Origin of the sequence: Methylibium sp., from assembly GCF_013817365.1 — a bacterium.
In the GTDB taxonomy this organism is placed as follows: Bacteria; Pseudomonadota; Gammaproteobacteria; order Burkholderiales; family Burkholderiaceae_C; genus Methylibium.
Genome location: NZ_JACDCU010000425.1, coordinates 1 through 3,411 on the forward strand (window position 1 = coordinate 1; position 3,411 = coordinate 3,411).

Sequence of the window (3,411 nt, forward strand, 5' to 3'; positions counted from 1 at the left end):
ATCACGAAGCGCAGGCCCGTCGGGCGGGCCGATCCGCCGAGGCGGAATGAGCGGAGGACTCAGAGCTTGTCGATCCCGTCCTTGACCTTTTCCTTGGCATCGCCGTAGGTGCCCTGAACCTTGCCGCTCGCCTTGTCCGCGCGGCCTTCGTTTTCCATCTGCTTGTTGCCGACGGCTTCGCCGGTTTTTTCCTTCACCTTGCCGGCGGCTTCGTCGACGCGGCCCTTGACTTGGTCCTTGTTCATGACTGTCTCCTTGTCGGAACTCTCGCAAGGCAGGAGCGCCTCGGCGTATCGAAACTTTCGCTGCCCCGCCGTTTTGCGTCTGTGGTCGAGGGCACCCTCGTGCGTAGGGAAAGGCTTACAGCTTGGCGCGGTTCGAACCACGGATACGACGCTGCGCTACGGATGAGGCTGCGCTACCTCAGGGTCTGCAAATACGCCGCCATGTCGTGCGCATGCTGCGCAGTCACGCCCATGTCGGGCATCGCGGTTTCGGGATCGATGCGCTGCGGGTCGCGCAGCCAGGCGACGAGGTTGGACGTGGTGTTCGGCAGCCCTCCGGCGATCCACTGGCGCCCGGCCAAGCCGCCGAGCGGAGGGCCGATGCGGACGGGCGCACCCGTCACGCCGGGAATGCTGTGGCAGGAGATGCAGGCGTACTCGCGCATGGCCAAGCGGCCGCGCTCGGCGTTTCCGACGAGGACCGGCCCGAGCGCTTCATGGGCCCCGCCGACCCGGCACTGCTCGCCGTCGGCCGCGGCCATACGCTCCTCGTAGCCCTGCGGCGTCAGCGTGGGCAGGCGGGTGAGAAAGGCGACCACCGCCCACATTTCCCGCTCGCTCAGGTGATATTCCCAGGCCGGCATGCCGCTCATCTTGATGCCCTCCCGCGTGACCCAGTAAAGCTCGCGCGCACGCCAGTGGCGGGCGGCGTCGATCAGCGAGACGGGCACCGGCTGCATGCTCCGGCTGAAGTCGGCCGGCGCGACGCCGGGCGCGCCATGGCATTGCACGCAGTGGTCGCGAAAGCAGGCGGCGCCCCGCTGCAGCAGTTCGGGCTGTTCGAGCGGCGGCGGCTCGATAGTGCGCGCGCGCAACCGCACCGAACGCGCCATGGCCGTTTCAAGCAGCGAATAGGTCGGCTGCAGGTGCGACGCCGTCGCCGCCACGTTGTACAGACCGCCATAGACCATGACCGCCCCGAACAGCGCGCCGCCGCCGGCCAGCACCGCGAGCGTCAATGCCACCACCTTCCACGGTGCAAGGCTGGACCGGTGCTCGGATGGCGCCGCGTTGCGCTCGCCCTCGGGCTCGCGCCCGCGTACGGGCGGCACGGTCGGCGCGTCATCGGCCGCAGGCCGCATCGGGGGTTCGCTCACGCTTGCCCGCAAAGCAATTGCAAGGCCTGGGCGGCTGCGGGCGCCAACTCCTCCGCACCGAGGCTTCGATGCCCGCAGGACGGAACCATGGCCCCCGGCTCGGCCCGCGGTCGGCAAAAGATGCGGCAACGCTGACCAGCGCCGGCGCATGGCACGGTTGGCGTCACGTTGCACCGCGATTCCCTCAAGCCGCGCCCAGGGCCGCGAGCCGCTGTGCCCAGGAGTACACGGCATGCGAAAAAGCCGCACGGACGCAGGCGTCGGATCGAGCGGGCACGACTCGCGCTAGTCGCGTCATCAAGGATGGCAATGAACCGCGCACCGCAGCACAACAAGGCTTGCCCACGCGCACGCCACGGTCCGGGGACGCCGGCGCCCCGCGGCCCCCTGCGCCCTGCACTGTTCGCCAGCGCAGCGCTGGCCCTGCTGCTGGTCGGCTGCGATGTCCTGCAAGGCGGCGCCGCAACGCCGCGGCCGCTTGCCCTCGGCGATGCCGATCGCGGGCTGCGCCTGCTCTCGCAATACCAGTGCGGCAGTTGTCACGCCATTCCCGGCGTCCCGGCGGCACAGGGCGGCATCGGCCCACCGCTCGGCGCCTTCGGGCTGCGCAGCTACATCGCCGGGCAGCTGCCCAACGTGCCGGACACGCTCGCCCGCTGGATTGCCGATCCGGCGGCGGTGATCCCCGGCACCGCGATGCCCGACATGGGCGCCAGCGAGGCCGATGCGCGCGACATGGCGGCCTACCTGCTCTCTCTGCGATGAAGCACACGCGAGTCGCTCTGCGCATTGGTTGCCGCGCGTCGCACGAAGCGGGGTGGAGCCAGTGAAATGAAGGCGCCGACACGGCTTCACGCCCGGCGCCCGTCTGCATCGCCGCTGCTTGCGCTCTTTGCGGCGGCAGGCTCGCCGGCCCCGGCACAAGGCTTGGACGACGCCAGCGTCCCGCTGAGCTCGGTGTTGGCACCGGCCGCCATCGACGCCGCTTCCATCGCGCAGATCGGCTGGGTGTTGTTCGGCGGCGGCACGCTGATCTTCTTGCTGGTGATGGCGCTGCTGTGGCTCGCGTTGCGCAAGCCGGCGCAGCCCGTGCGGCCGGCGCTGTGGATCGTCGGCGGTGGCCTGGTGTTTCCGGTGGTGGTGCTCTCGGTGCTGCTCGGCTGGACCACACTGCGCAGCGCGACTTTCGCGCAAGCCACGCCGAGCGACGCGCTGGTGGTGAGCGTGACCGGGCACATGTGGTGGTGGGAGATCCGCTACCGCGACCCGGCCACGGGCGAAGAGATCGTCACCGCCAACGAGCTGCACCTGCCGGTCGGGCGCACCGTGCACCTGGGCCTGACCACGGCCGACGTGATCCACAGCTTGTGGGTGCCGCAGCTCGGCGGCAAGGTCGACATGATGCCGGGCCGCGTGAACCGGCTGCTCGTCAATGCGACCGAGCCGGGCACCTACCGCGGGCAGTGCGCGGAGTATTGCGGCCAGCAACATGCGCGCATGGCGCTGCACGTGGTGGCGCAGGCACCCGACGAATTCGCGGCGTGGCTGGCGCGGCAGGCACAGGCGGCGGCGGAGCCGGCCGACGCACTGGCCGTGCTCGGGCGCGAAGCCTTCGTGGCGCAGCGTTGCGCGGCCTGCCACACGGTGCGCGGCGTGGCCGAGGGCCTGCAGCTCGGGCCGGACCTCACGCACGTTGGCAGCCGCCTGTATCTCGGTGCGGGCGTGCTGCCCAACCACCCCGGCACGCTGATGGCGTGGATCAGCAACGTGCAGGATCTCAAGCCCGGCGCGCGCATGCCCTCGTTCGCGCATGTCGGCCCGGCGGACCTGCAGGCGCTGGCCGCCTACCTGGCGCAGCTGAAATGAAACGGCTGACTCTTCTCGGCGCTTTGCGGATGTTCGGCTGGACTGCCGTGCGAATGGTCGGTGCGGGCAAAGCCGTGGGCGGGTGTGCGGTGGCGCGCCGGTGCGGCGGTCGCCGCTGCGCGGCGACTGCGCTGTGCTGCTCGGGCTTGCGGGCCGTCGCACAA

At 70.5% G+C, this 3,411-nt stretch carries 4 protein-coding genes; 2 read left to right on the forward strand and 2 right to left on the reverse strand.

Going from position 1 to position 3,411, the window contains the following annotated elements; genetic code table 11:
• Positions 1 to 59 precede the first annotated feature (59 nt).
• Positions 60 to 245: a CsbD family protein gene (locus tag H0W38_RS19015; protein ID WP_292457098.1), complete on the reverse strand. Its 186-nt coding sequence runs from the start codon at positions 243 to 245 to the stop codon at positions 60 to 62.
• Positions 246 to 418: 173 nt separating this feature from the next.
• Positions 419 to 1,381: a c-type cytochrome gene (locus H0W38_RS19020; RefSeq protein WP_292457101.1), complete on the reverse strand. Its 963-nt coding sequence runs from the start codon at positions 1,379 to 1,381 to the stop codon at positions 419 to 421.
• A gap of 309 nt (positions 1,382 to 1,690) precedes the next feature.
• On the opposite strand from H0W38_RS19020, the gene H0W38_RS19025 reads away from it, so the two are divergent.
• Positions 1,691 to 2,146: a c-type cytochrome gene (locus H0W38_RS19025; RefSeq protein WP_292457102.1), complete on the forward strand. Its 456-nt coding sequence runs from the start codon at positions 1,691 to 1,693 to the stop codon at positions 2,144 to 2,146.
• 162 nt (positions 2,147 to 2,308) lie between these two features.
• A complete protein-coding gene (gene coxB / locus H0W38_RS19030) occupies positions 2,309 to 3,247 on the forward strand; it encodes a cytochrome c oxidase subunit II (RefSeq protein ID WP_292457106.1) in 939 nt (312 codons plus the stop codon).
• The last annotated feature ends 164 nt before the right edge of the window (positions 3,248 to 3,411 follow it).

Bases quoted from the DNA above. Each gene is read 5' to 3' on its own strand.
- H0W38_RS19015 (WP_292457098.1), bottom strand. From the start codon at position 245: ATGAACAAGGACCAAGTCAAGGGCCGCGTCGACGAAGCCGCCGGCAAG.
- H0W38_RS19025 (WP_292457102.1), top strand. From the start codon at position 1,691: ATGAACCGCGCACCGCAGCACAACAAGGCTTGCCCACGCGCACGCCAC.